At 55.6% G+C, this 26,617-nt stretch carries 20 protein-coding genes and 2 tRNA genes; 11 read left to right on the top strand and 11 right to left on the bottom strand.

Annotation, left to right across the window (positions count from 1 at the left end; all coding sequences use genetic code 11):
- Both K0B87_04635 and K0B87_04630 read left to right on the top strand, forming a co-directional pair.
- A partial coding sequence (locus K0B87_04635; protein ID MBW6514023.1) for a T9SS type A sorting domain-containing protein occupies nucleotides 1–1,279 on the top strand: 1,279 nt, incomplete at its 5' end.
- A 46-nt stretch (nucleotides 1,280–1,325) separates the two neighbouring features.
- Nucleotides 1,326–2,042 carry an NAD-dependent deacylase gene (locus tag K0B87_04630; protein MBW6514022.1) on the top strand — a complete coding sequence of 239 codons (717 nt, stop codon included), beginning with the start codon at nucleotides 1,326–1,328 and terminating at the stop codon, nucleotides 2,040–2,042.
- 26 nt (nucleotides 2,043–2,068) lie between these two features.
- On the opposite strand, the gene arcC is transcribed toward K0B87_04630, so the two are convergent.
- Nucleotides 2,069–3,016: a carbamate kinase gene (gene arcC / locus K0B87_04625; GenBank protein MBW6514021.1), complete on the bottom strand. Its 948-nt coding sequence runs from the start codon at nucleotides 3,014–3,016 to the stop codon at nucleotides 2,069–2,071.
- A gap of 85 nt (nucleotides 3,017–3,101) precedes the next feature.
- Nucleotides 3,102–4,415: a cyclic 2,3-diphosphoglycerate synthase gene (locus K0B87_04620; GenBank protein MBW6514020.1), complete on the bottom strand. Its 1,314-nt coding sequence runs from the start codon at nucleotides 4,413–4,415 to the stop codon at nucleotides 3,102–3,104.
- Nucleotides 4,416–4,590: 175 nt separating this feature from the next.
- Between K0B87_04620 and K0B87_04615 the strand changes: the two genes are divergently transcribed.
- From K0B87_04615 to K0B87_04580, 8 genes are all read left to right on the top strand, one after another.
- Nucleotides 4,591–5,271 carry a hypothetical protein gene (locus K0B87_04615; GenBank protein ID MBW6514019.1) on the top strand — a complete coding sequence of 227 codons (681 nt, stop codon included), beginning with the start codon at nucleotides 4,591–4,593 and terminating at the stop codon, nucleotides 5,269–5,271.
- Between the two features lie 2 nt (nucleotides 5,272–5,273).
- A tRNA-Thr gene (locus K0B87_04610) sits at nucleotides 5,274–5,349 on the top strand.
- A 518-nt stretch (nucleotides 5,350–5,867) separates the two neighbouring features.
- A complete protein-coding gene (locus K0B87_04605; protein ID MBW6514018.1) occupies nucleotides 5,868–6,680 on the top strand; it encodes a hypothetical protein in 813 nt (270 codons plus the stop codon).
- 114 nt (nucleotides 6,681–6,794) lie between these two features.
- Nucleotides 6,795–7,790, top strand: a complete 996-nt coding sequence (locus K0B87_04600) for a tRNA (5-methylaminomethyl-2-thiouridylate)-methyltransferase (GenBank protein ID MBW6514017.1) — start codon at nucleotides 6,795–6,797, stop codon at nucleotides 7,788–7,790.
- Nucleotides 7,790–8,416 carry an MBL fold metallo-hydrolase gene (locus K0B87_04595; protein MBW6514016.1) on the top strand — a complete coding sequence of 209 codons (627 nt, stop codon included), beginning with the start codon at nucleotides 7,790–7,792 and terminating at the stop codon, nucleotides 8,414–8,416. Before K0B87_04600 ends, K0B87_04595 begins: the two co-directional genes overlap by 1 nt.
- A gap of 2 nt (nucleotides 8,417–8,418) precedes the next feature.
- A complete protein-coding gene (guaA, locus tag K0B87_04590; GenBank protein ID MBW6514015.1) occupies nucleotides 8,419–9,957 on the top strand; it encodes a glutamine-hydrolyzing GMP synthase in 1,539 nt (512 codons plus the stop codon).
- A 49-nt stretch (nucleotides 9,958–10,006) separates the two neighbouring features.
- A tRNA-Gly gene (locus K0B87_04585) sits at nucleotides 10,007–10,082 on the top strand.
- 342 nt (nucleotides 10,083–10,424) lie between these two features.
- Nucleotides 10,425–13,223, top strand: coding sequence for a T9SS type A sorting domain-containing protein (locus K0B87_04580; protein MBW6514014.1), 2,799 nt, complete (start codon nucleotides 10,425–10,427; stop codon nucleotides 13,221–13,223).
- A 103-nt stretch (nucleotides 13,224–13,326) separates the two neighbouring features.
- On the opposite strand, the gene K0B87_04575 is transcribed toward K0B87_04580, so the two are convergent.
- From K0B87_04575 to K0B87_04540, 8 genes are all read right to left on the bottom strand, one after another.
- Nucleotides 13,327–14,412: a hypothetical protein gene (locus tag K0B87_04575; protein ID MBW6514013.1), complete on the bottom strand. Its 1,086-nt coding sequence runs from the start codon at nucleotides 14,410–14,412 to the stop codon at nucleotides 13,327–13,329.
- 672 nt (nucleotides 14,413–15,084) lie between these two features.
- Entirely contained in the window at nucleotides 15,085–16,464 is a 1,380-nt protein-coding gene (locus K0B87_04570) for an aminomethyltransferase family protein (GenBank protein MBW6514012.1), read from the bottom strand.
- A 45-nt stretch (nucleotides 16,465–16,509) separates the two neighbouring features.
- A complete protein-coding gene (locus tag K0B87_04565; GenBank protein ID MBW6514011.1) occupies nucleotides 16,510–18,096 on the bottom strand; it encodes an amidohydrolase in 1,587 nt (528 codons plus the stop codon).
- On the bottom strand, nucleotides 18,077–19,183 hold the full coding sequence (locus tag K0B87_04560; protein MBW6514010.1) for a pyridoxal phosphate-dependent aminotransferase: 1,107 nt from the start codon (nucleotides 19,181–19,183) through the stop codon (nucleotides 18,077–18,079). The genes K0B87_04565 and K0B87_04560 overlap by 20 nt, the downstream gene beginning before the upstream one ends.
- Nucleotides 19,176–20,000, bottom strand: a complete 825-nt coding sequence (locus K0B87_04555) for a 2,3,4,5-tetrahydropyridine-2,6-dicarboxylate N-succinyltransferase (GenBank protein MBW6514009.1) — start codon at nucleotides 19,998–20,000, stop codon at nucleotides 19,176–19,178. The genes K0B87_04560 and K0B87_04555 overlap by 8 nt, the downstream gene beginning before the upstream one ends.
- Nucleotides 20,001–20,012: 12 nt before the next feature.
- Nucleotides 20,013–21,170, bottom strand: coding sequence for a pyridoxal phosphate-dependent aminotransferase (locus K0B87_04550; GenBank protein MBW6514008.1), 1,158 nt, complete (start codon nucleotides 21,168–21,170; stop codon nucleotides 20,013–20,015).
- Complete coding sequence (locus K0B87_04545) at nucleotides 21,167–21,706, bottom strand: hypothetical protein (GenBank protein MBW6514007.1); 540 nt, start codon at nucleotides 21,704–21,706, stop codon at nucleotides 21,167–21,169. The genes K0B87_04550 and K0B87_04545 overlap by 4 nt, the downstream gene beginning before the upstream one ends.
- Nucleotides 21,691–22,548 carry a PHP domain-containing protein gene (locus K0B87_04540; protein ID MBW6514006.1) on the bottom strand — a complete coding sequence of 286 codons (858 nt, stop codon included), beginning with the start codon at nucleotides 22,546–22,548 and terminating at the stop codon, nucleotides 21,691–21,693. The genes K0B87_04545 and K0B87_04540 overlap by 16 nt, the downstream gene beginning before the upstream one ends.
- A 113-nt stretch (nucleotides 22,549–22,661) precedes the next feature.
- Between K0B87_04540 and K0B87_04535 the strand changes: the two genes are divergently transcribed.
- A complete protein-coding gene (locus tag K0B87_04535; protein MBW6514005.1) occupies nucleotides 22,662–23,450 on the top strand; it encodes a methyltransferase domain-containing protein in 789 nt (262 codons plus the stop codon).
- 404 nt (nucleotides 23,451–23,854) lie between these two features.
- Here K0B87_04535 and sppA read toward each other — a convergent pair whose 3' ends face one another.
- Nucleotides 23,855–26,305 (bottom strand): signal peptide peptidase SppA, encoded by a 2,451-nt coding sequence (gene sppA, locus K0B87_04530; GenBank protein MBW6514004.1) that lies wholly within the window; start codon nucleotides 26,303–26,305, stop codon nucleotides 23,855–23,857.
- Nucleotides 26,306–26,617: the final 312 nt, after the last annotated feature.

Below are 26,617 nucleotides of genomic sequence, written 5' to 3'. Positions count from 1 at the left end.
TTTCGCCGATCAGAGCATCGTCTACATGAGCTTCGTTTGCACTTTCGATTCCTACACCGCCACCACGCCTGTGGCCCTGATCCTCAACGCTCCGGCCCTCAGCATCGACACCTACCAGTTCATGAGCGATACCAGCCTGATCATGCCCGGCGACAATCCCCACCTCAACCTGATCGTCAACAATACAGGCACGGGAAACGCCTACAGCCCGCTTTTGATCCTGTTCAGCGACGATCCCAACGTGACGATCTCGGATTATGAGGTCGTCCTCTCCCCCATCGGCTTTGACAGCTTCGCCGTGTATGAAAACGTCTTCAGCGTCCAGGTCTCCCCGAACGCGGAATCCGGCAGTTCCGCCCTGATCGGCTATATGCTGGGAGCCGAGAACGGCAACACCCTGGAAGGCAATTTCGTGCTCTATATCGGGATGCAAAACTACAATTTCGAAACAGACATGAGCGGATGGTCCGTAAACGCCCCCAGCGCCAACTTTGTCAACCAGTGGCATCGCAGCAACGCCCGCAACTTCACCCCCAACGGCATCTATTCCATGAAGTTCGGCGGAGCAGGGACCAGCGACTATTCCGGTTCGGCCTACGGGGCTTTGGTGAGTCCTGAGATCCCGCTGGGACTTGGCTCTTTCCTTTACTTCCACCACTGGATGGACGCCGAAACCCATTCCACGCCCCAATACGCCTGGGACGGAGGTTTGGTCCAGATCTCGATCGACAACGGTCCCTGGACCCAGATCACCCCGGTGGGCGGCTATCCCTACAGCATCTACAGCAACCCCGCCTCCCCCTTCCCCGCCGGTACCAATGTGTATTCCGGCACCTTTGACTGGACCCAGGCGAGCTTCGATCTTTCCAGCTACCAGGGAACGGCGAGATTCCGCTACCTGTTTGGCTCGGACGGATATGTGAGCGGAGAAGGCTGGTATATAGACGATGTTTATGTGGAAAGCGAATTTGTCTCCAACGGCGAGACCATCGTCCAAACCATCAGGTTCGAGCTACACGAGAACTATCCCAATCCCTTCAATCCCACCACAACGATCAGATTTGACCTGCCTGAGAACTCACCCGTCAGGCTGGAAATATACAATGTCAAAGGCCAAAAAGTGCGGTCCCTGCTCGGTTCGGATCTTCCCAAAGGCTCTCATAGCGTCATCTGGAACGGTTTGGATGATTCTGGCAGACCTGTCTCCAGTGGCATCTACCTCTATCGGCTCAACAGCGGATCCAACGAAAAGACCCGCAAAATGATGCTGATGAAATAAGCGGCAGGGATAACAGAGAGAAGCCCAGGATCACCAGGAAGCAAGGATGATCATCCACAAAGCGACTCGTCTGCTTGTTCTGACCGGAGCGGGAATCAGCGCCGAATCAGGCCTGAAGACTTTCCGGGATGGTGACGGGCTCTGGGAAAACCACCGCATGGAGGATGTCGCCACGCCGGAAGCTTTCTCGCGCGATCCCCAAATGGTCTGGCGCTTCTACAAAGCCCGCCGGGAACAGGCTTTGAAAGCCAAACCCAATCCCGGGCACTATGCTCTGGTGGAACTGGAAGAATACCTGGGAAGCAACTTCAACCTGATCACCCAGAATGTGGACTGCCTGCATAAGGTGGCCGGGAACAAGAATCCGATCGAAATGCACGGTTCCCTCGAAGCATGTTTTTGCACCCGGTGTACCGCCAAATATCCTATATCAGAAATTGATCCCCAAGCTCCAGTCCCTGCCTGCCCCCAGTGCGCTTCAGCCTTGCGTCCGGACATTGTCTGGTTTGGCGAACTGCCCTATCAGATGCAGGAGATCGAGTGGCTGTTGCAGAATTGCGATGTGTTTTTGCTCGTGGGAACCAGCGGAGTGGTGTTTCCCGCGGCGGGTTTTGTGATGACCGCCAAATATCTGGGCGCCAAAACCATGGCCGTGAATCTTGATCCGACGGTCAACCGCGAGTTCATTGATGAGTTTCACCAAGGCAGGGCCGGCGAGATCCTGCCCCGCCTGGTGAAAGAATGGCTACAAAGGGCAGATTAGCTCATTGAAAGGTCTCTCTGTAAGAATCAGGGCACGATCCTGGTGCCGGTATTGCCGGCAAAAGCTTCCACGATCTTCTCGATCGAGGTGATCAGGACCTCCTGCCCCCCCCGCTCCAGAAAGTCAATGGCAGCCTTGATCTTGGGGCCCATGCTGCCGGCCGGGAACTGCTTCTCCTCATAGTACCGTTTGGCATCCTGGAGTGAAAGAACATCCAGATCTTTCTGGGTCTCTTTGCCAAAATCGATCGCGACTTTCTCCACTCCGGTCAGGATCACGAAGCGGTCCGCCTCTATGTTTAGGGCGAGCAAAGCGCTGGCAAAATCCTTGTCTATCACGGCATCCACGCCCTCGTAGGTCCCGTCTTCCTCAATGTATACGGGAATTCCACCGCCCCCCACGGCGATCACGATCTCACCCCGTTCCACCAGCTCCTTGATCGTTTCCGCCGGTATGATTTGTTGTGGCATCGGAGAAGGAACGACGCGGCGAAAACCCTTGCCCGCGTCTTCCCTGAGTGTCCAGCCCAGTGAGCTCTTCAGCTCCGCGGCCTGCTCCGCGGTGTAATAGGTGCTGCCCACAAACTTGGTCGGGTTCAGCATGCTGGGATCGTTTTTATCCACCACCACCTGGGAGATGATCGTGATGACCTGTTTGTTGATGCCGCTCAGGAGCAGGCGGTTTTGCAGGCTCTGTTCGATCATGTAGCCCATGGTACCCTCTGTCGCCGCGTTCAATACTCCCAAAGGCAGAGGCGCGAGCCCCTCCTTTTCCCCGGCTTCCTGCTGGCGGAGCAAGTTCCCCACCTGTGGCCCGTTACCGTGGGTTATGGCCAATTTGTATCCCTGGCGGATCAATTCCACGATCCCGCTCAGGGAATCCCTCGTGTTGGCAAACTGTTCTGAGATGGTGCCATTTTGTCCGGCTTTGATGATGGCATTGCCACCCAGGGCAAGAACTGCTGTTTTTGTCATCATGTCCTCTTGATATTCTGAAAAGCTGTGGGGCAGATGTTTAATCTGCCCCAAGTTTATGTTATCCAAGCCAGTAGATTTGGCTTTAGAAATCCTTCAAAACGTCAGCTATGGTAGGTTTGCCGATCTCCTGCAGTTCGTAGGTGACCTGGCAGGCTGGGTGTTTGATGTTGATCAGGCGGCGCAGGTCGATCGGAGTGGCGATCACCACACCCTCGCAATCGGTTGTGTTGATCGTATGTTCCAGATCCTTGATCTGCTGGTCGCTGTAACCCATCGCCGGAAGCAGGATGCCAATGTCGGGGTATTTTTCAAAGGTCGCGAGGATCTCTCCCACCGCCCATTCGCGGGGATCAACAAGCTCTGCGCAGCCGTATTTTTCAGCCGCGATCACACCGGCGCCGTAGGTCATTTCGCCATGGGTCAGCGTGGGCCCGTCTTCCACCACCAGAACGCGCTTGTCGGCGATGATCTCGGGTTTGTCCACACCCAGGGGCGAGGCCGCGTCGATGATCTGGGCCTTTTTATTGATGGAACGGATATTGGCCCGCACTTCATTGATGTCATCCAGGTCGGCGCTGTCGATCTTGTTGATAACGATCACGTCCGCCAGATGCAGATTGGTCTCGCCGGGATAGTAGCTGACCTCGTCGCCCGGACGGTGAGGATCGACGACCACGATGTTCAACTGTTTGTCTGAGAAGTAGAAAGGAATGTCATTGTTCCCGCCGTCCCAGATTATCACATCGGCTTCTTTTTCGGCTTCGCGTACGATGGCTTCATAATCCACGCCGGCATAGATGATGCTGTTCATCATGATGTGGGGTTCATACTCCTCCATCTCCTCGATGGTGCAATTATGGGTTTCCAAGTCTTTGAGTTCGGCAAAGCGCTGGACCTTCTGTTTCACCAGATCGCCGTAAGGCATGGGATGGCGGATGGAAACGACCTTCAATCCCTTGGCTTTCAACGCTTTGATGACCGCCCGAGTGGTTTGGGATTTGCCGCAGCCAGTGCGGACCGCGCAAACCGTCACCAGGGGTTTGCTTGTCTTGACCATGGTGTTTTGAGTGCCCATCAGCATGAAATCAGCGCCCGCGGCGTTCACCAATGATGCTTTGTTCATCACCACTTCATGGGGCAGGTCGCTGTAGGCCAGGATGACCAGATCGACCTTATGTTTTTGGATCAGATTTTTCAGCTCAGCTTCCGGATGAATGTCAATGCCTTTGGGATAGAGGCTTCCGGCCAGTTCGGCGGGATACTTCTTGTCGTCGATCCCGGGGATCTGGGTGGCGGTAAAAGCCACAACTTCGTAATCCTGGTTATCCCGGAAATAGACATTGAAGTTGTGAAAATCCCTGCCGGCTGCACCCATGATAATGACTCTGCGTTTCATTTGTTACTCCTTGATGTATATTGATTTATTTCTTTCTAGTCAGATTTTGGGGCTGGTATTTTGCGTCAAGGAAAAAAATCAACAGCCCAAGAGATCAAATGTGAAGATATCGCTTGACGTATTTCAGATTGTTTTAAACATTGACTTGACTATACTATGTAAAAAGGAGTTTAACATGCGTAGAATATCAGTGATATTTATCCTTGCACTGTTGCTGGCGTCAGGGCTGAGGGCCCAGAATGACGCTGACGCATTGTATTTTAAACTCTTGGAAGCCGAGGAATACGAGCTGGACACGTTTTATTCCTCGGAGCTTCAGAGGCTGTATGTGCAAGTTGATTTCGACATCCCCAAGAGCCAGCTTGACCCCGCATACCACTATGGCGTCTTCCTGGAGAGGGATGCACAGTTCCAATCTACCACGATTTCCGGCCAATATGGCAGCCACTATCTGGTCAGCAACCTGATGCCTGAGCATTTCGTACCTGGATTGACGAAACCTGAGTTATTGAACTGGGACAGCCCGGCAATCTTCTACGGCTTGTCGCTGGACAATTATGATAGAATGCCTGAGATTGTGCATTTCAGGCTCTGGTATTATCTTCGGATACCTCCCTTCAAACTTGACGAAACCCAAAAACTCTCCACCGGCCTGGACGCGAATCAGTTCTGGTATCCCCGCAACATCAGCACAGGCAGCAAGGTGAAACTCAAGCTGACCACCATACCGTACATGACCTTATTGGTAGGCAACGCTTACGCGGCCCACATCGACAAGCAGTATTCCAGGATCCACTCCATTACTTTCATAGAAACTGTTGAACACCCCAGTTCATTCAGGCTGGTTAGGGATTAACAGCTAAATTAGCTCAGCTGGTAGAGCAGCTGATTCGTAATCAGCAGGTCGGCGGTTCGAATCCGCCATTTAGCTCCAACGCATGGCGGTCCGGTCCGTACAGACGCCACTTTGTCGGATTGGGCCGCTTTTCATTTTCATAAAAAAATCATTCCATCCGGGTTTAGTCTCCGTATGTGATCTTGACCTTCCCGCGTAAATCTCCAGCGTGAACCCCAATGCCCGGATTCAATAAACACCCTGACCCATCATAGTGTTGCTTGATCTTGATTCACCTTGCTTCAAACTCGGCGCTGAACTCTGGCGATTTCCCCATTTTTGTGGTTGACTGGTTTCGCTTACGTTTCCCGCCCAATACCCGCCAGGCGGGCGGGAATCCGGCGGGAAACGCCCAAGAGGTGGACAGTCTAAATTTTAGTAAGGAAAGATGGATTCAGGGCCGGTATCCACTCTGTTTGAGAGTGCGCCTTTGTTCTCGGGCCTTGATACTATGGAAATCGATTATAATACTTGACATTTTAGCCCTCTCCGGCTATAATGTCTTATAATGATAGTGAAGTTATGGCTACCTTAATTTAATACAAAGGAGTAAAGAAATGAAAGTCTACCTCCGTTTTTTCCTTCTTGTCGCGCTTGGACTGACCTTGTTTGTGGCAATGTCCTGTTCTTCGGACGACAAACCCACCACTCCAAACTTTGAGAACGTCTCTCCTTATCTATGGGACTATGACCACGTGCTGTGGTTTGACCTCGATTATGATTACGCGGATAAGCTGGGTAATACCCGGGCTTGGATTTGGTTTACTGTCAAAGGAATCGACACCGAAGCTACTCTGACGATCAATAACGTCGATGTGCCTATGGCCTATTGTGACAGCTATACCAAAGGCAGAATCTATTTCGCTGATACCTACGTCGAGTTGAACACCAATCAACCGGTCAGCTATAAGATCACCAAAAATCCCGGAGCAAATGAAAAGCTCTACCGGGGTACGATCGAAGTCGGCCAACTGCCCGATGAGGTAGATGGTCCCACCGCCCAGTTCATTGAAACCAACAACTATGCCCCGAACTGGACCATTATCGGCGATATCGATCCCAATTTCCAACTCATTGAAGCCGCTATACACGGGGACGAACAGATCAAGTATTACACCAGGCAGGTTCCCGGTTCGGAAAGAAACCATCTCTTGTATTCCACTTTCTGGCAGGAACTGCTACCGGTTGAAGAGTTCAGCTTCTACGTCAATGCAATCACCTACAAGATGCGTAATTCCAACAAGGTCCTGACGGTTGGCGTCAGCTATGACGGATATGAATGGTGGAATTTTGGCAAGGATAATGGCCAATCCCGCAAGTTGAACGTCGCCAGGGTCATGGAAACGATCAACCAGGATCTTCAAAAGTAACGCGACCCTGAGTAACAACGTAATGATACAAGGAGGCTCCCCGCTATGGAGAGCCTCTTTATTTGGCCATCGTAAACAGACAAATACTCCCAACGCAATGCCCTGACACTAACAATGGACAAAACAAGCAGTTGCATAGCCCTCTTTTCCGGTGGCCTGGATAGCATCCTGGCGGTCAGATGGATTCAGGAGCTGGGATACACGGTGATCCCGGTTTTTTTCAGCGCTCCCTACATCACTCCGGAAAAGGCGGTCAAAACAGCCTCTGAAAACAACCTGAAGCTGATCATCAAGGACATCACCCCAGAACACCTGAAAATGATGGAAAACCCGGTGCACGGCTTTGGCAAGAATTTCAATCCCTGTATCGATTGCCACGCCATGATGTTCCACCAGGCGGGCTTGCTGCTGGAGGAGCTGGAAGCGAGTTTCCTGATCTCCGGAGAAGTTCTGGGCCAGCGGCCCATGTCCCAGCGCCGCAACGCTCTCCAGGCCGTCAACAAACTGAGCGGGATCGGCGACCTCATCATCCGCCCCCTTTCACAGAAACTGCTCCCGGATACCAAACCCATCCGTGAAGGCTGGGTGGATAAAAACCAGATGCTGGCCATTCATGGCCGGGGCAGAACCCAACAAATGGAACTGGCGCAGAAGTTCGGCCTCTCCTATCCCCCTCCCGGAGGAGGATGTCTGCTCACGGACAGGAATTTCACGCTGCGCCTCAGGGAACTGGTGAAACATGGCCAGGACAGCGCAGCCAACATCCGCTTGCTCCGCTGGGGCAGGCATTTCCGTCTCGATGAACGGATCAAACTGATCGTGGGCCGGACTGAAGCAGACAATCAGGGCTTGGAAACCGAAAATTTTCCCGGAATGTATTTCATGATCAGGGATGCGGAAGGACCCCTGGGCCTGCTCACCGATCCCGATCCTTCCGCAAAGCTCATAGCCCTGGCCGCTTCCATCGTTTTGGCCTACAGCTCCAAAGCGCCTTCGCCGGGATTTGTGAAATATGGGGTTGACAAGAACTTCAGCCGCGAAATCTGTGTGGAAAAATGCGCCGAGCCGCTGCTCAGGCCATATCTGATCTCTCTCGACAAGGAACTTTGATGCTCAAAATTGAAGGCCATATTCTGCTGCCCGATTACGGGACCAACACCTGGCTGCTTTGGGATGACGCATCCCAGACCGCCCTCCTTATCGATCCTGCCGCCCCCTCGCGGGACTTGCTGTTGCGGATCGGGGAACTGGGTCTCAAGGTCAGCCACATTGTCAACACCCACGGCCATGGAGACCACATCGGCGGTAACGCCTGGTTCAAAAAGGCCTTGCGCTGCCCGGTGATGATCCATCCCGCGGACGCCCACCTGCTCACTGATAACCGCAGAAACCTCAGCGAATATATGGGAACGCCCGTGGACTGCCAACCCGCGGATGTTCTGGCCGAAGAAGGCATGGATCTCAGTTTGGGAAAACATCTGATACGGATCATCCACACTCCAGGCCATACTCCCGGCTGCATCTGCCTGCTGGCGGATAAATTCCTCATCAGCGGCGACACGCTGTTCGAACTCAGCATCGGGCGCACGGATTTCCCCAGCGGCAGCCACGCCCAGATCATAGATTCAATCAAGACTAAGCTTTTCGCCCTGCCTGATGACACGATCGTTTTCCCCGGACACGGACCCCGCACTTCCATCGGCCTGGAAAAGAAGAACAACCCCTTTGTGAGGTAAGATTGACCCACGACACCATCCTCATCCTCGATTTCGGCTCTCAATACACCCAACTGATCGGCCGGGCCATCCGTTCCCTGCACGTCTATTGCGAGATCCATCCTTTCAACATGGATTCAGAGGCGATCAAAGCCCTGCGCCCCAAGGCGATAATCCTCTCCGGAAGCCCTTTCAGCCATTTCCAACCTGGAGCGCCCCAGCCCGAACCCGTCATCTGGGACCTGGGCATCCCCATTCTGGGCATCTGCTATGGAATGCAACTGATTGCCGCGCGTTACGGCGGAAAGATCGAGCGCCATGACAACCGGGAATACGGCTATGCCAAGCTGCAGATCAACGGCGGGCATCCATTGTTTGCGGGATTGTCCCAAGAAGAACAGGTATGGATGAGCCATGGCGACTCGCTGGCAGAACTCCCCCAGCAGTTTGTGACCCTGGCCTCCACCTCCAACGCGCCCCATGCCGCCATCGCCCACCAGTCGGACCAAATCTATGCCCTGCAGTTCCATCCCGAGGTCGTCCACACCAGCAACGGCAAACGGATCCTGGCCAATTTCGCGGTCCAGATCGCTGGCTGCGCAAACAATTGGACGCCAGGCAGCTTCATCACCGAAGCGATCGAAGCCATTCGGAACAAGGTCGGCAAGGGAAAGGTAATTCTCGGCCTCTCGGGCGGAGTGGATTCTTCCGTAGCGGCAGTATTGCTCCACAAGGCTATCGGCGGCCAATTGGTCCCCATCTTCGTGGATAACGGCTGCATGCGCCATCGCGAGTCCGAAAGGGTGCGCGAAGCCTTTGCCGCTGTGCCGGGGATCAAGATAGATTTTGTGGACGCTGCGAGCTTGTTCCTGGAGCGCTTGGCAGGAGTGGAAAATCCCGAGCAAAAGCGCAAGATCATCGGCGCCGCCTTCATCGAGGTCTTTGAGAAAGAAGCTGCCAAGTATCCCGACGCGGGTTTCCTGGCCCAGGGCACTCTGTATCCGGACGTGATCGAAAGCGTTTCCTTCAAAGGTCCATCCGCAACCATCAAGAGCCACCACAACGTGGGCGGATTGCCGGAAAAAATGAACCTGAAATTGGTTGAACCCCTCAGAGAATTGTTCAAGGACGAGGTCCGCGAGGTTGGCCGCGAGCTTGGTTTGCCGGAAGCTTTGATCGGAAGACATCCTTTCCCCGGGCCCGGTCTGGCCGTACGCATCATCGGAGCGGTGGATGCCGTCAAAGTCAGAACCCTCCAGGCGATTGACGAGATCTTCATCCAGGAACTGCGCAACTGGGACCTCTATGACAAGACCTGGCAGGCCTTCGCCGTGCTGCTGCCCATCCAAAGCGTCGGAGTGATGGGCGACGAACGCACCTACGACAACGTCTGCGCCCTGCGGGCCGTGAACAGCGTCGATGGCATGACCGCCGACTGGACCGAACTTCCCTTCGCTTTCCTCAAAAGGGTCTCCAACCGCGTCATCAATGAAGTGGACGGAGTTAACCGCGTAGTTTATGATATCAGTTCCAAGCCTCCGGCCACCATCGAATGGGAATGACACAATCCCCTTGACAAAATAGCCTCCAGATTCTTTTTAGCCTCCGTGAGCGGGCATAGCTCAGTTGGTAGAGCATTAGCTTCCCAAGCTGAGGGTCGCGGGTTCGAGTCCCGTTGCCCGCTCCATTTTTTCGTCATCTGCTTAACGATTGGACCTCTTCCCCAGCTTCTATGCCATCCATGGCTAATGGCTTGCTGTCGAGCAGAGAGTTTTGACTATGCCGCCAGTCATTACTTCCAAAAATCCTGCTAATACGCCTCCAGCAAGTTTCCCGCCGGATGACCGCCCGGCAGGAGCTTATCCGGCGTGATACGTACAGGCAACCAAGGGGCGGAATATCTGGCGGATAGACCGGAATTTGCCTCCTGGTTTGAGGATGGGCGCTATTTATTGCTTGACATATCGATCCCGGAAACGTATTGGGTGATTTGTCCAACATAAAAAAACATCCGATAAGGAGATATGATATGAAAAGGACAATTTTGGCGGTTCTGGCGATACTCGCGCTTTCCGCGGCCGCAGGCGCAGCCTTTGTCTGCCCGGACACGGGGGAAGAGATCCCGTCACACACAAAATTCAATCCCTATTATCTAGCCCCGGCATTGGAAGCCGCGGAATCCTCCCGTGACGTTGGTTCCTGGACAGGATCCGGCCCCTGGGGCGGAAACGTGCGCGGGCTGGTTACCGATCCAGCCAACAATCTGCGTGTCTTCGCGGCCTGTGGCTCGAGCCTGACGGCGGTGGAAGGCGGGGTCTACATGAGCCTGGATGGGGGGATAAACTGGCAGCCAACGACCCTGCCCCGCAAGCAATACAACGCCGTGGCCGCCTCCGCTTCCCAACCCGGCACTTTTTACGCCGGAGCCCGAAACGGGCTTTACAAAAGCGAGGACAACGGGCTGACTTGGAATCTGGCGGCCCTCTCCACGGCCTATATCCTCGGCGTCGGAGTCAAAGCGAACAACGGCAACACCATCGTGGTGGGAAAATCCGGCAACGTAGGGATCGAGGTCTCCACCGACGGGGGCAACACCTTCGCCCAAGTGGGCCTGAACAACGGCTTTATGCGGATGTTCACCTCTTCGGCGGCCAATCCGGAAAGGATGTTCGTGGTGATGGGAAGCTCAGCCAGTTCCGTGATGACCAGCGTCAACAATGGCCAGACCTGGACGCCCTGGGGCCCCGGTGGCGATGGTTGGGGCATGTACATCTCCCCCGCCGACAGCTTGTTCAGCCTCATTGCCCACGCAGGTGGTGTTTACAGGACCACCGACGGTGGGGCCAACTGGACGCTGGCAACTTCTGGCACCTATCGCAGCATCGCGGAATACAATGGAGTTTTCTATGCCAGTTCCAACGCGGGCGGCATCATGAAGAGCAACGACCAGGGCCAAACCTGGCAGCCCGTCTCCCCGCAAGTGCCGCAGTCGACCTGGCAGTGCGGAACAGGTACCGGCGCCGGAGCGCTTCTGGGCCATTGGGGCGGGATCTTCCGGGCCACGGGTTATGATGAACCTGTCGTGGCCTCGCACACAGGACTCAATCTTGCCCTGGTGCACGGACTGGCCTATTATTCGGACACCAATGAACTTTGGGGCGGCACCGAGGGTAGCGGACTCTACCGCAGCACCGATAACGGCGACACCTGGGATCAGATGGTCAACGGGCTGGGCAACTGGATGGTCTATGAACTGGCCCCCACCAACCACCAATTCTACCAATCCGGACGGATGCTGGCTGGCACCCTCGACGGGGCCTACACTTCCCTGGATGGCGGAAACACCTGGACCTATGTGTATTACCAGGGCACCCAGGTTTCGGCCTGCGAGGTCCATCCCACTGATCCGGACAAATTCTGGTTGGGCACCGCCATTGGCGAGATCAGGTACACTGAGGACGGAGGACAGAACTGGACCGTCGCGCAGGGCGGAATGTGGGGTTTTGCCCCCAGATTGAAGCTGGGACGGGGTCCGATGGGCAATCTGCGGATCTTCCTTTCCTATCAGGGCAGCGCCACCGCGGTCTGGTTTTCCGACGACGGGATCAATTTCACCGCCTCGACCGGAATGGAAAGCACGACCTATCAGCCGATGGTCTCGGTCCGCCCGCAGCTTGGCACGCAGCCACAGATCATCTATGCTTCGAGCAATTCCGGAGTATACAAATCCACCGATAACGGAGCCACCTATGCCCTGGCCGGTATGCCCGGCTTCAGTTGGAGCGTCCTGAGCGGACCTGGCCAACAGGTCATCTCCGGAAAGGACAACGGCCTCAGCTACAGCGTGGACGAAGGCGCGACCTCCAGCTCCCTGACCCAAAACCTGGGAGCCAGCGCCAACATCTGGCAAATGGCATGGGGAAGCAGCACCAATCAGGTATTCATTGCCACCCGCGCCCGGGGCGTGCTGGAAAACCGCTTCAACGACATCGACTACGGTTTCCCCCCCAACCTGTACGCCATACCCAACAACCAATCCATAACCCTGTATTGGGTTCCGGTCGTCACCCAGCCCTCCCCCACGGCCTATCAGATCTGGCGTGACGGATATCCCGTCGCCCAGGTTTCTTCGACAGAGTCCAGCTACACCGATTTTGGCGTGGTCAACGGCCAGGCCTATAAATACTTCGTGTCCGCCGTCTACGACGACCACACCCACACCCTGCCAAACCAGATAATCACGGCCGTGCCTGCCATTCCGACGCATCTGCCTCCCCAGGACCTCGCCGCTGAAGTTGTGGAAAACGACGTCACGCTGACCTGGACGCCTCCCGCGGCCGATTTCCTGACTGGCTTCCAGGTTTTGCGTGACTGGGAGCTGATCGCCGGATTCTCCGACCCGGAGACCTCGTCCTACACCGATCACAACCTTGCCAACGGGACCTATCTCTATTGCGTTATCGCCTTCTACGCAACCGGCCAATCCGAGCCGGCAACCATAACCGTCGAGGTCAATTACGTTGGCAACGACGATCCCGGCAGCCCAGCGCTGGTCACGGAATTACGGGGAAACTACCCCAACCCCTTCAATCCGGAAACCTCCGTCAGTTTCGCTCTCAAGGAGCCTGCACCCGTGAAGATCGACATCTATGACCATAAAGGGCGGAAAGTGAAGACACTTGTGGAACAGGATTTTACATCCGGCCGCCACAGCGTTGTCTGGAACGGCAGGGATGAGGGCGGAAAACCCGTTGCCAGCGGGGTTTATTTCTATAAAATGACCACCGGCAAATACAGCAGCACCCGGAAAATGGTCCTGATGAAATGACCTGATATCCAGCCCCAAACCTACGTAGTAAAACAAACCCCGGGGGATGTACCCGGGGTTTTTTTGTCCCGATTCAACTCTTCTCAAGTTCGAATTTTGGGGGTTACTTTCCTGTCAATTTTTGCAGTTGGCGCAAGAAGCCGGAAGATTGTTTCTTCGTGTCCTCATCCGCCTTGACGCCATTATTACTCACCTTGCCGGAAGAGACGTTGGCTGTTTTGCCGTTGCCTGGAGCAGCCGCTTTACTGCTTACAGATGTGGCCGGCGGCTTGCTGTTTTGAGCTCTGGAGCCATTGAGGACATGGCCAGAGCGGGAATCATTTGCCGGTTTGCTGGCCACGGAAGTGTTGGGCGCTTTGCTGCTGCCGCTTGAAGTGGCCGGTGGTTTGTAATTGGCCGTCGGGGTGCTGATCGTGTTGCTCTTTCCGGCATACTTGGTATTTGACGGTTTACTGCTGCCAACCTGGCCGGAAGGGTTGTAGTAACCACCGCTCCCTGCGCCGGGAGGATTGCTGCCACCGCCGCCGGGTGGAGGAGGTGGATTGATCCCATCGTCGCTTCCGCCGCTGCCGCCTGGTGGAGGCGGAGGATTGCTTCCGCCGCCGTGGCTGCCGCCATGCCCGCCGCCGGGAGGAAGAGGCGGATTTACGCTGCCGCCATGCCCGCCGCCGGGGTGGTGAGGAGGATTATGAGGCCTTGGAGGTCGCGGAGGGGGCGGATATATGTAGCCGCCCACACAGGTTGGATACCAGACGTGCCAGGGTACATACCACACCACCGGCCGGGGACGGGGATAAGAGTAGGTATAGTAATTGCAGATGTGAATATGGGCTCCATACCGGTCCCGGGCCAGTTGAAACCTGAACACGGTCGGGTTTCTCAGGGCCTGCCTTTCATCGGTGTAAAGAAAGGGAACAAAGATCGTCGTCTCAACTGGTTCATAGCCTTTCCGGGTGATGATCAGGTTGATCTCGCGGCCGGGAATGCCAGATCTGAGCACCATGTATTCATCCATGAAAACTGGATAGACCGGGCTCGGCGTCGAACACAGGTACATGTCTATGTCTGTTAGGTTTACATCAGCGCCACGGGGAGTGGTTTCAATCTTGAAAGCTCCGTACATGGTCTGGGCACCGAGCAGGCCACTGCAGAAGATCAGGCAGATGGCGAGCAGCATCTTAGTTTTCATGATAACCTCCTGTGGTATCATCTCTATAGATAATACTCGCCACTCTCCAAATCCTGCATGAAAAAACCGGCCTCTGCTCCGAATCCAGTCTTAATTGTCTGTGGGGTGATCGGATAGGATTGCGGAATGAATGTGAGGGGGAGATTTTCAGGTTTCCGGATGACGGCATCAGACCGGTCGGAAGAAGGCAAACGAATGCCTCCCCGTTTCTTTTTAAAGTATCCTCCGGACTGTTTGGACTGCCCTTCATCATGGCGAGCACCATTCATTGCCGCATTATTATCCACTGTCGGGCTTATATTTGCCCCGGCGCTCTCCCTATCATTACGCTATCATTACGGACTCACTACGGACTTTGTCCGTAATGAGTCCGTATTAACACCGTATTGATAAGGGGGGCGACACAGGAGAGATATTTGTATCATCATGAATGGCAAGACGATATGGATTGTTGGCTCAAGCTCCAACAGGGCAGGTGAACCAGCCGGGGCAACCATTCTTGACCAAGCACGAAAAAGCAAGGACATTAGGACAGAGGGGCGGCAGAAGTCCCCGTCTGCGGCAGCCCGCAGGGTTTTGCCGTCGATCTGGCAAACTCCTGCGGTGTTGCATAGACGGGTGCGTCTATGACTACTCAATACTGAGGCCTTGGCTAGGCTTAGATAGTGACTTCTATAGGTTTTCGATGTTCTTGAGCGGTTTTGGCGCTGTGGCGGGGGTGATCCCCTCCAGGGTGAGATAGCCCAGAAGCGGCGAACCGGTGGGGTTTTCGGCCGCATCGAAACGGTAGAACTGCACGGGAATGCGGATGGGGGCGCCATCCTGCTCTGCGATCAGCTTGCCCTCGGCGTCTTTCTGGAAGGGGTTTTCATACAGCCAGGCCAAGCCGATGGCGGCATTTCCTTCCTCGGCATTGACGTTCTTGCGGCTGGAACCGATCGCCAGCCTCTGTTCCGGGGAAAGATTGGGCGAATTGATGCTGGAAGTGACGCTGCCGATGCACTTTCCATCTCTGTACACTTTGCGGTGGGAGGCGATCCCTTCGGCCACGAAGATGATCAGCGCTTTGCTTGCTCCGGCGGCCAATTCCTTTTCCAAAGCGGCTTTGCCCACAAAATCCGGCTTGCTCATGTCGACCGCGGCCTCGAAGAGCGGCGCGTTGACCGGTGTATGCTCCGGATCGTATTCGCTGCCCATCAGGGGAAGCCCGAAAGGCCCGGCCGAGATGCGGTTTTCATCCCTGCCGCCCAGGCCGACCAGCAGTCCGCCAAGGTCCAGGGCCGAGCTCACGATCCGTTTGAAATCCTCGGCCGCGTTGGCAACCGGGATATAGAGCTCCCAGCCCCAGCGGTTGGTGTATCCAGTCCGGCTGATGAGATATTTCTGGCCTTCCCGCTCGAACTCGTTGAAGCTGAAGTAGTTCATGTTCTTTTCCGGCTGGTTGCGGTTCTTGAGCACCTCTTCCCCGTAGATCGATTTGACCAGTTTGAAGGATAGCGGGCCCTGGATGTCCACCTTGACCAGTTGGTCTGAAATGTCTTGCGCGGAGACGTCCTCGCCGGGCAGTTTCCGGCCCATGATGCGGTCGATGTCCGCGATCAGTTCATGGCCGTTGACCGTGGCAGTGATGTCGTGCCCGGCATTGATCACGGCGATGTATTCCGTCTCGGAGAGGCGCATCAGGATCATGTCGTCCTGCACTCCGCCCCGTTCGTTGAGCAGCAGCGTATATTTGCAGGAACCGACCTTCATTTCGCTCATCCGGCCAGCCAAAGCCCGGTCCAGAAGGGCAGGCGCGTCCTGTCCGCTAAACCTGATCTGGGCCATGTGGTCGATGTTGTAGATCGCCAGTTTTTGCACTGCCGCCGCCTCTTCCAGAACGGAGGTCAGGTAATTCACGGCCATCTCATATTCGCCGAAATTGCTGCGCTTGATCGGCTGAATGGGGATCCCCTTCTTTTGCGCCAGCAAGGGCAGATACCAGTTTTCCTCCAGGTCGAAGAGGAAGGTGTGGCGAGGCACGGTTGGGAAATCAAAGCCTAATTTGGACATTTGTTTGCTCCTTGGTTTATATATTCTTATTGCATTTTCATTTTGTCAGATACCTGCGCTCCAGACAATTTCGCCGCCCAGCATGGTGAGCCTGGATTCCGCTTCCAGCCAATATTCCCAAGGCAGGCGGGTGAAATCCTCCAGCACGATCAGGTCGGCCAGCTTGCCGGGATTGAGCGAGCCCGCGCAATGCTGCGCGTCCGAGCCCTTCGCCGCGCCCAAAGTGTAGGCGTAGAGGGCGTCGTGGAGGCTTATCCGTTCATCCGGCAGCCAGGTTTTTGCTTTGGGGTCAAGCCTGTTTTTGCGGGCGATGGCGCTGTAGATGCCATGAAAGGGGTTGATCGTTTCGATCGGGGCGTCGGAGCCGAAGCCAAAGGGAATTCCCTGGTCCAGAAGCGATCTGAAGCAATATGCTTCCTGCTCCAAGGTGGCCCAGTACTGGCCGATCATGTCGATGTCATTGGCCAGGTGGACAGGCTGCAGCGCGCAATAGGCTCCGCTTTTGGCGAGGCGGGGAATGTCGTCCGGGGCGATCGACTGCACGTGCTCGATCCGAGAAAGCAGGCCCTGCTCGGGATATTTATCCCGCAGGCGGATAAAAGCGTTGATGACGGCGTTCACGGCGCGGTCGCCGATGGCGTGGATGGTGCTGGAAATTCCGTGTTCGGCGGCGCGGCTGGCGATCTGAAAAAGCTCGTCTTCGGAATGGCGCAGGATGCCCCTGTTGCCGTCAGAACCTGGATATTGCGCGAAAATGGCGGCTGTCTGCGAGCCCAAAGAGCCGTCCGCGAAAAGCTTCACGCCGCCGAGTTTGTACCATTCGTCACCCGTGTAGGAATGTAGCCCATGCCCGATCATCGCATCCAGTTCATCCAGGAAAAAGTGCCGGCAAACACGCAGTGACCGGCTTTCGCGGACAAATTGCTCAAGAATCTCGGCTCCCCGCGATGTTTCCATGCTGTGGACCGTTGTTAGTCCGAGTTTATGGATCCCGGACGTGGCCTGAGCCAAAGCATCCAAGACCATCTCCCGGCTGGGCGGAACGATGAATTGCTCCAGCAGTTCGGACGCCGTCTCATACAGGATGCCGGTCAGGTTGCCGGCCGTGTCCCTCTGGTATTTTCCACCGACGGGATCGGGGCTGGATTCATCCACTCCGGCAATGCGCAGGGCAGCCGAATTGCACCAGCGGCTGTGAAAATCCTTGCTGTAAAGCGCTACCGGCACATCCGGGAAAAAATCGTCCAGAAGGGCGGCATTGATGTTTTGCGGGCTGTCGATCCGGTTTTTATCCCAAGCTCCGCCCAAAACCCAGGCCGGCAGTTCTCGCTGCCGCTCGCGATAGCTTTTGAGGCAATTTCTGATCTCTGCTATGCTCCGGCAGGCGGAAAGATCGAGTTGCAGGCTCTGTTGGGCAAATTCCGTGTAGTGGGTGTGGGTGTCCGTCAACGCCGGCAACAAGGCTTTTCCGGCCAGATCGATGATCTCAGCTTTTCCCCCGGCGGCAGACCTGCAATCGCTCAACGAGCCCAGAAGCGCGATCCTGCCGTCTTGCACCAGCAGCGAATCATAAACCGCCGGACCAGGCAATTCCATGGGAAAGATCAGGGCCTTAGTGAAGATATAGTTCATCGTGGATGATGTCCAAAGCTGTGGTTAGTTGCTGTTTGTCGACCGCGTAATTGATCCGCAGCCAGCCTCGGGAAACTTCCCCAAAGGCGGAACCGGGAACGCAAATCACTCCTTTCCGGGCAAGATAGGAAGCAGTACGCAGGTCGTCGCCCTCCACTCTCAGCAACAGATACGGCGTGGCGGAGGGAACCAGGACCCGGTCGAGCCAGGGGCTTAGTTTCTCCAATGCCAGATCGCGGCTGGCTTGTAACTGGCCCATGACCTCGTCGGCGGCCCTGCCTCCATCGTCTGATAAGGCATACGCTGCCAGATGCTGGGACAGCCAGTTGCTGCAGGTGGAAACATATTGCCGGGCTTTGATGACCGCGGCCGAGAATCCTGGCGGGGCCACGATCCAGCCCAGCCGCCATCCGCTCATGCAGTGGGATTTGGATAGGCCGCCGAGGATGAAGGAAGGCTCCATCCGGCCGTGGAAGCCGGGCGGAGGAGCGTTGAAAAACAGCCGGGAATAGATCTCGTCAACCACAAGGACGATGCCATGCTGTGAACAAAGCCCGGCCAGGCGCCGCGCTTCCTGCTCTGTGAAAACGTGGCCACAGGGATTGCTGGGATGGCTGAAGACCAGCGTTTTGACCCCATCGGCCAGCAGTTGCTCCCATTTGTGCCAATCCACACTTAACAAATTACTTTCAAAAGGTAGCCTTATAACATTGGCTTCCAGCATCTTGCATATTGCAGAATATGCCGGGTAATCGGGGTCGGGGATGGCCACTCGGTCACCCGGATCGAGGATCGCCAGCAGGGTGACAAACACCGCTTCCTCCACCCCGTTACAGACGCAGACTGAATCCGGGTCACAGCCGGGATAGATGGCCGCGATGGCTGCGCGAAGTTCGGGAATCCCGGCGTTGGGTGTGTAAACCAGGGTTCCCTGCGCCAGCAGATCCAATGCTTTTTGCCGCAATATCTCTGGCAGGGGAAAACCCAACTCCCCCAAAGCGAGATTGATGGCGCCAGGCGGAGCGGAATGCAGCACCCGGCGGATAAGGGAAAGTTCGATCGGCTGCAGCCGACGCGATTCAGTCAAGCACAGCACGCAGGTCCTGCTCCAATTGCACCGCGCTGTCGGTTTTTGTGTCCCGGTACTTGATGATCACGGGACAGTAGACTCCAAATCCTTTGTGCTCCTTCATTTCCCTGCTTCCAGGAACGACCACTGCCCCGGAGGGGATGGTGAAGGAGCCGCCCAAATCGCGCTGAAGAAATTCGCCATGCACCGAGTCGAAGATGGGTGTGGAGGCCGTGATGATCGTTCCGGAGGCGATCACGGCCTTTTTTTGGATCAGGATCCCTTCGTAGATGCCGGTGTTGCCACCGATGAAAACATCGTCCTCGACCACCACCGGACGGGACCCGATCGGTTCCAGGACCCCGCCAATCATGGCCCCGGCGGATAGATGGACGTTTTTACCGATTTGGGCGCAGGAACCCACCAAAGCATGCGAATCGACCAGGGAGCCGCTATCCACCCAAGCGCCCACATTGATGTAGGAAGGGGGCATGACGGTCACTCCGGGCGCGATGTAAGCTCCTGAACGGATGGAAGTTCCGCCGGGTACGATCCGGATCTGCTGCTTTAAGGTAAAAACCCTTTCCGGCAGGGTATCCTTGTCGAAAAACACCTTGTCGGCGCTCCAGGGCAGCGCGGTCAACACCCCCATGCGAAAACCGCAGAGGATGCCCATCTTGATCCACTGGTTCACTTTCCAGCCCGTGCCGGAAGGCTCGCAAGCCCGGATGGTCCCTTCTTCCAAGGCTTTGATGAACGCTGCGAACAGGTCACGGTCTGCAGATACGTAGTCCCCTGGATTTTTCTGATATAAGGCAACTATGGTTTCTTGCATGGTAAAACCCCTTTATAAAGCTTGTTTGAGGCGCCGCATGGCTTCAGCCAACACGGAGCGCGGACAGGCGAAATTGAGCCTTTGGAAACCTGCACCCTCGACCCCGAATTTGAGCCCGGGATCAAGCGCCAGACGGGCTTTGTTGACCAACATATCCTTGATGGCCTCATCATCCAGTCCCAGAGCGCGGAAGTCGATCCAGGCCAGATAGGTGCTGTCCGGCTTGATCATCTTCAGCTGGGGCAGCTGTGTGGCAAAGAAATCGAGCAGGAATTCCCGGTTTCTCTGCAGATAGGCCAGCAGCTCAGCCAGCCAGTCGTCCGAATCGCGATAGGCCGCGATCACAGCCTGGATGCCAAAGCTGTTGCCCAGATAGAGGTGGAGTTTTTCGATCATCCAGGCCAGAGGTTCGCGCAGGGCGGGATTTTTGACGATGACCACCGCGCTGGCCAGACCGGCCAGATTGAAGGATTTGGCCGGAGAAACGCAGCAGATGCTGTTATCGGCGAAATCTTCCAAAGCGGCTACGGATATTGCTTTACCGCCATCATAGACAATATCGGCGTGGATCTCGTCGCTGATTATCGGAACACTGTAGTTCCTGCAAAGCCCTCCCATCCGGCGCAATTCATCCTCCCGCCACAGCCTGCCAATGGGGTTATGGGGATTGCAGAGGATGAAGAGTTTGGCCTGCTTCAGCTTCTGCTCAAAGTCGTCAAAGTCGATCTGATAGCTGCCATCTCTCAGCAGGAGCGGATTTGTCAGCAGCTGCCGTCCGTGGTCCTGAATGGCATTGAAAAAGGGACGGTACACCGGAGTCTGGATCAGGATCCCGTCGCCCGGCCGGGTAAGCTGCCGCACCGCCAGATTGACCGCTGGCATGATCCCGGGGCTGTTCAGCATCCATTCCCGCTCCGCGTGGAAGCCGTATCTTCTTTCGACCCAGCTTGCCACCACCGCGTAGAACTCAGGAAGATGGAAATTGTAGCCGAACACTCCATGGTCCAGGCGTTTCTGCAGGGCTGACGTGATGGCCGGCGAGACGGCGAAATCCATGTCTGCCACCCAGAGCGAGATCAGATCGTCCCTGCCATAGAGCATCTTCAGGGCATCGTATTTGAAACAGCCGCTGCCCCGGCGGTCGATCACGCGGTCGAAATCGTAGTTCATTGTTCGGCCTGCTCCTGACGGTTCTTGATGTTACGGATCACCTCGATCATTTTGTTTAGTTCTTCGTTCATAACGATCTGCGGCGCGAGGTCGGCAATGTTGTACATGATCTCGATCATGCGGGGAAAGGAGGCCTGGGTCTTGATCAGCCTCTTTTTGCCGGAGCGGTCCGTAAAGCCCAAAAAGACATAATAGGTCAGCACCTTGCGCAGTTCCAGGCTCACGATCCGGTCATATTCGATGGCCACGGGTGGTTTGAGGATGTAGCGCAGCCAGAGGCATTCTGGGGTGAAGATCACGGCGTTCAGCGAGGTGAGATGGCGGAACAGCGAATCCAGCGAGACGAACAGCACCACCAAAGGCAGGACCTTGATCCACCAGGCGGAATCGGCCCGCACATAGCTGAACAGGACCCAGAGGCTCCAGCCCACGAGCAGGGTGTGCAAGATCATCGCCGGAACGCGTACGATCGGGTTGACCCGATAGCGCACCGGCATGCGGTCGCGGACGGACTGGATCCTCAATTCCTGCGGCACAGGTATTCCCTCCAAAGCTTGTTCACGCTTTCCAAAACGGCCCCGTTGGCTGGAACGGATTCGAACAGGTTGTGGGTGTCCAGTTCGCCGTGGAAATCGCTTCCCGCGCTCATGTAGAGCCCGTTCTTCTGGCAGATGTCGATGAAGGATTCGACCTCGAACTGGTAGTGATCCGGATGCCAGACCTCAAGCCCGTCGATGCCCATCGCAATGAATTCCTCGATGTAACTGGATTTGACCAGCTTGCCAGGATGCGCGATCAAGGCCAGGCCGCCAGCGTCGTGGATTATCTTGAGCGCGTCCGGTACCGGCAATTCCGGCTTGGGGACGTAGGCGGGCTTGTAGTTGCCGATATACTTGTCGAAAGCTTCGTTCTTGTTCCGCACGTAGCCCCGGTTTACGAGGATCTGCGCGATGTGCGGGCGCACGATCAGTTCGCGGCTGCCGGCCACTTTGACCACCTCGTCCAGGGTGATCTCCAGCCCCAGTTCAGCCAGGATCTCGATCATCCTGATAGCCCGGTCACGCCTGCCGATCAGGTACATCTCCATCATCTGGATCAGGGCGGAGTTGTTGAAGTCACAGCCATAGGCCAGAATGTGCACGTCGCTTTCCTCATGCGTCGAGCTGATCTCCATCCCGGGCAAAATGCGCAAGGGCGCGTAATCCCGCGGCAAATGCCGGTAGGCGTCTGCCGTGTCGTGATCCGTTATGGAGATCAGGTCCAGTCCTATTTGCCGGCTGCGCTCAACCAACTGCGCTGGACTGAAAGCCCCATCTGAGACATTGGTATGCAGATGGAGGTTTATGCGCTTGATTTGATCTATTTCTTGTACTATCATAATTTCTTTTCTATTGACGTAATTCTGGCTGCTGCAAAATCGTCAATGATTATTTTGCTTGTCCGGGTCCCCTTTGGAATCCGGACGATATCGCAGTAAAAAATGGAGAACTCATGGAATACGATCCGCTCAAAGACCGCGCGGCCAGCCTGATCAGGATTTTCCCCATGGCCAGGACCTGTTTCTACCGCTGCCTGGACCTCTTGCTGCTGCGTCAGCGTTACGTGAAGCGCTGTTTGGCCAGATACGCCTCCGGAAACGAAAAGTTGCGTTTCTACGATGCAGGGGCGGGATTTTGCCAGTATTCCTGGCATATCCTTTCCCGCTGGCCGGATTCCAGGGTTTTCGCCAGCGACCTGAAAGGCGATTATCTGGCCGATTTTGCCGATTTCGCCCGTTCCCGCTTCCCCGGTCGCTTTTCCTGTCAAACGGCCGACTTGCAGGATTTCACGCCGCAAAACAGCTATGACCTGATCACCGCCATCGACATCCTGGAACACATCGAAAACGACATCGCCGTGCTCAGGAATTTCCACAACTGTTTGGCGGAAAAGGGGATCCTGATCATCTCGACTCCCTCGGATACCGATGAGGCGGCCCAATTCACGGAAGAGCACGTCCGCCCGGGCTACAACAAGGCTGAACTGGAGCAAAAACTCGAGGGCTGCGGTTTCGAAATCCTGGAAAGCCTTTACAGTTACGGAACCTGGGGCGGCCTGGCCTGGCGCCTGCTCATCAAACACCCGCTTACCTGGCTCCAGAAAAGCAGGCTCAGCCTGTTTTTTCTTCCTATCTACTACATCCTCCTCTTCCCCATCGCGGAATTGCTGATGCGCCTCGATCTGAAAGCCGACAACAAGACCGGGACCGGGCTCATCATCGTGGCCCGCAAAAAATCCTGATCCGCCCTTATATTCTGAACGCCCGCCTCCCGAATGCCTCCCGCCCACTACCCGCCAAACGGGCGGTTACTCGGCGCGAGGCGTCCCAGAGACGAACGGGCAGGGAATAAGGGACGGATGATCAGGAAAAAACAAGCCGCCCGCTGAATTGGGATCAACGGACGGCTTGTTTTTGGCTCACTTTCAAACTGAGTGGGTCAGGTTTTCATCTGGGGCAAAGAGGGGTGGCATATTCCGATTTGCCACAGCGGTCTGCTGACCGCTTCTGAAGGCAGCCTTGCTGCCTTTGCCGATTCTCCAGATCGGCAACCCGCTGCTTGTTCAATCCGGATTTGACGCGCCAATCACCCACTCGATTTGAAAGAGAGCCTTGTTTTTATCGCTTTATTGGCCTATCTGAGGCTTCAGTATTGGATGGATGCTGCTCCCAGGGGGCAAAGCATCAGCACCGATTCGTTCTGAAAGTCTTTGTAGAGTTCGTAGAGTTTGACATAATCGCCCAAGATGGTATCCACGGCGCCGGACTTCAGCAGGCCGCCAAAGGGGTTTCCGCTCATCTGGACGGCGAATCCCTTTTGCTGCGTGGTGGCGTCCACCAGAGTGATCTTGCCCTTGATGCCGGTCAGGTCGCGCATGTGCTCGACGGCTTTATCCAGCCCGCCAAGATCGTCGATCAATCCATTGGCTAGGGCCTGTTCGCCGGTCCAAACCCTGCCCTGGGCAAGTTCATTGACCTCTTCCAGGCTCAGATTGGCCCGGCCGGAATCCACCTTGCCCACAAAATCGTCATAAACCGTCTCGATGAATCTGGTCATGCGGGATTCTTCCTCCTCCGTCCAAAGACGTGAGGTCGAGCCGAAATCGGCGTTCTCGCCAACTTTGACGGTGGAAAGGTTCACCTTGATCTTCTCATATAGCCTGGGCAGGGAAAAGGAGATCCCGATCACGCCGATGGAGCCGGTGAGGGTGGCGGGATCGGCGATGATCCTGTCCGCCCCGCAGGCGATGTAATATCCGCCGGAAGCGGCCACTCCGGCCATGGAGACGATCACGGGTTTCTTGTTATCGGTTTGGGCAAGCTGGAGTTCGCGCAGGATGATGTCGGAAGCCTGGGCCGAGCCGCCGCCGCTGTCCACGCGGAGGATGATTCCCTTGTAGTTCTTGTTGTTGCGGGCAGCTCTGATCAGTTTGACAGTCGTTTCCTGGGCGATCTTGGTGCCCGGGGTGCCCTTCCCCATCACGATGTTGCCGCTCGCGTAGATGACCGCGATCAGGCTTTCCTTGGGCTTGGCCCAGGAGAAGTCTTTATAATCGGGCAATTCGGAACGCTGTTTGGAGAAGCCGAAGTCTTCCTTGAGCTGTTTATCCAGTTCGTCCTCAAAGATCAGGGCGTCCACCAAACCAGCGTCCAGGGCGTCCTGGGCCAGGAAATAGGGCCCGTTGTCGATGGTTTCGCGCACTGATTGTTTCAGTTTCTCACCCCGGCCGGTTTCCATCGCCGCCACATACTGGCCGTAGATGCTGTTCAGCAGGGATTCGTAAACCTCGCGCTCGGCCTCGGTCATTTCCGCTTCGGAGAACATGTTGCCGGCGCTTTTGTATTTGTGGCTGCGAAAGTTCATGACATCCACGCCCAGGTGGTCCAAAAGATCATGCAAATATGGACTGGAGATCATTAATCCGCGCAGGTCAACGCTCCCCATCGGATTCAGATAGATCTGGTCGGCCACCGAGGCGGCGAACATGTATCCGGTGTTGCTGATGTTGTTGTAGTAGACCGCGAACTGTTTCCCGCCGGCCTTGAAATCCCTGATCGCGTCCGCCAATTCCTGCCTCAGACCGTAACTGGTGGAGAAGCTCGGATCCTTGAGCAGGATGCCGCTGATCTGGGGGTCGTTCTTGGCTTTTTCCAGGTCGGCGATTACCTCTTCGATGCTTTTGGCGTCTCCGGAAAAGACCTTAACCGGTCCGAGCTCATATTTGGGCGCCTTGTAGGTGACGATGTCGCCCTTGAGCTTCATGTTGTACCAGTTTCTGCCCTTCAAACCCAGGAATGGCGAGAACACGTCGTCGGTGAAATGAACGTAGGGTATGGCAAAGTTGTCATTCTCACGCACGGAGGCGAGGGCGCCCAGATCGGTCTTGCCGGCGCTGATGCTGAAGGTCAGGAAGGCGGTCTCGGTGTCCAGATTGTAGGTGGCGCCGAGGTTCAGGCCATCAAAGACCCGGGTATTGATCCCCAGGACGGGATTGCGGAAGCCATATTCGCCTTCCTCTTTGCTGTAGTCCATGTCCGCGCTCAATTCCAGGCGGTAATCCCTGGCCGATTTAACGAAGGCCAGGGGGCGAAAAGCCAGCCCGGCATGGTATTGGGGAGCTTCCTTGTAAGGATTGTCCCAGTTGAAGGCGATCGATGAGGACGCGTGCGGCCTGTAGGTGACGGCTGTGCGCCAGGCCCCTTTGCCAAATTCGTTGTTCTTCCAGCGGTAATTGGCTCCCGTATACAGATTGGGCAGAATGTGCCTGGGTAAGAACTCCATACCGGTGGCCAGGGTGTGGAAATTAACGCTCTTGTCGCCGTCTTGGGTGTATTCATAGACATAGCTCAGGTAATCCAGATTGGCGAAAAACCAATAGTGCTTCTGGAATTCATTCTCGTCGAACATATGCGCCCAACCCAGGCCGCTGCCGGTGCCTGTGCCCAATAGCGAGGGATTGGCGATGGGGACGAACAGGTTGTCGATGCTGGCGCTGGGAAAGGCCAGGCTGCCGAGATTAACGTCTCTCCAATCCTGGGCAAAGGCCAGGGCTGGCAGCATCAGGATAAGCATCACGATAAGAATTGTTGCTTTCATCAGGGTCTCCTTTATATCAATATCATTTGCTTTGAGGGCAGATACACGGGCCGGGGCCAGTGTTCGCTCGTGGCAGGGCTTTTGCCATATCCGGCCCGCTTGGGTTCAGACACCCTGGAACATGGTTCCAGGATATCTTTTGTTAATTTTTGCGTGTCTTGTTTCTTGTCAATGGAAATCATCTTCTGGCATTCCCCCATTTTTTATACCAGCCTGATTTTCAACTGCCATGGTTCGATCAGATCGGCTCTATAAGGTGAGGTGTCGTAGTGTCTGGAGCTACTGAGGCAGATTTGCATGACCTGACTGATT

This window comes from Candidatus Syntrophosphaera sp. (assembly GCA_019429425.1).
GTDB lineage: Bacteria > Cloacimonadota > Cloacimonadia > Cloacimonadales > Cloacimonadaceae > Syntrophosphaera.
The sequence above is the reverse complement of the archived record's forward strand: the minus strand, read 5'-3'. Positions and strand labels throughout refer to the sequence as shown.

Excerpts from the sequence above, each read along its gene's own strand:
- K0B87_04630 (MBW6514022.1), top strand. The coding sequence starts at position 1,326 with ATGATCATCCACAAAGCGACTCGTCTGCTTGTTCTGACCGGAGCGGGA.
- arcC (MBW6514021.1), bottom strand. The coding sequence starts at position 3,016 with ATGACAAAAACAGCAGTTCTTGCCCTGGGTGGCAATGCCATCATCAAA.
- K0B87_04620 (MBW6514020.1), bottom strand. The coding sequence starts at position 4,415 with ATGAAACGCAGAGTCATTATCATGGGTGCAGCCGGCAGGGATTTTCAC.
- K0B87_04615 (MBW6514019.1), top strand. The coding sequence starts at position 4,591 with ATGCGTAGAATATCAGTGATATTTATCCTTGCACTGTTGCTGGCGTCA.
- K0B87_04605 (MBW6514018.1), top strand. The coding sequence starts at position 5,868 with ATGAAAGTCTACCTCCGTTTTTTCCTTCTTGTCGCGCTTGGACTGACC.
- K0B87_04600 (MBW6514017.1), top strand. The coding sequence starts at position 6,795 with ATGGACAAAACAAGCAGTTGCATAGCCCTCTTTTCCGGTGGCCTGGAT.
- K0B87_04595 (MBW6514016.1), top strand. The coding sequence starts at position 7,790 with ATGCTCAAAATTGAAGGCCATATTCTGCTGCCCGATTACGGGACCAAC.
- K0B87_04580 (MBW6514014.1), top strand. The coding sequence starts at position 10,425 with ATGAAAAGGACAATTTTGGCGGTTCTGGCGATACTCGCGCTTTCCGCG.
- K0B87_04575 (MBW6514013.1), bottom strand. The coding sequence starts at position 14,412 with ATGAAAACTAAGATGCTGCTCGCCATCTGCCTGATCTTCTGCAGTGGC.
- K0B87_04570 (MBW6514012.1), bottom strand. The coding sequence starts at position 16,464 with ATGTCCAAATTAGGCTTTGATTTCCCAACCGTGCCTCGCCACACCTTC.
- K0B87_04565 (MBW6514011.1), bottom strand. The coding sequence starts at position 18,096 with ATGAACTATATCTTCACTAAGGCCCTGATCTTTCCCATGGAATTGCCT.
- K0B87_04555 (MBW6514009.1), bottom strand. The coding sequence starts at position 20,000 with ATGCAAGAAACCATAGTTGCCTTATATCAGAAAAATCCAGGGGACTAC.
- K0B87_04550 (MBW6514008.1), bottom strand. The coding sequence starts at position 21,170 with ATGAACTACGATTTCGACCGCGTGATCGACCGCCGGGGCAGCGGCTGT.
- K0B87_04540 (MBW6514006.1), bottom strand. The coding sequence starts at position 22,548 with ATGATAGTACAAGAAATAGATCAAATCAAGCGCATAAACCTCCATCTG.
- K0B87_04535 (MBW6514005.1), top strand. The coding sequence starts at position 22,662 with ATGGAATACGATCCGCTCAAAGACCGCGCGGCCAGCCTGATCAGGATT.
- sppA (MBW6514004.1), bottom strand. The coding sequence starts at position 26,305 with ATGAAAGCAACAATTCTTATCGTGATGCTTATCCTGATGCTGCCAGCC.